This window comes from Pseudomonas sp. BJa3 (genome assembly GCF_026343815.1).
Taxonomy (GTDB): Bacteria; Pseudomonadota; Gammaproteobacteria; order Pseudomonadales; family Pseudomonadaceae; genus Aquipseudomonas; species Aquipseudomonas soli.
On record NZ_JAOXMC010000210.1, the window covers coordinates 1 to 270 of the forward strand.

The 270-nt window shown below is 70.4% G+C and carries 1 protein-coding gene; it reads right to left on the bottom strand.

Going from position 1 to position 270, the window contains the following annotated elements; translation table 11 throughout:
• On the bottom strand, positions 1 to 270 hold a 270-nt coding region (locus tag OH705_RS27455), incomplete at both ends, for a peroxiredoxin (protein ID WP_267303472.1).

The following is a 270-nucleotide window of genomic DNA, read 5'->3' on the forward strand; positions in this document are numbered from 1 at the left end:
GAGTAGCGCTGCGAGCGCACGCCCATGCCGCGCTGGATCAGGTCCAGCTCCAGGCCCAGGGCCTTGGTCCACAGGGCGGAACCGTCGGCCAGCATGCGGACCTTGCCGCCGGTCTTCTGTTCGCGGCCCCAGGCGCCCATGACGAAGGCGTCGTTGACCGACACGCACCAGATTTCATCCACGCCCTTGGCCTTGAGGGCCGCGGCCTGCTCGACGTAGCCCGGCAGGTGCTTGGCCGAGCAAGTCGGCGTGAAGGCGCCGGGCAGCGCG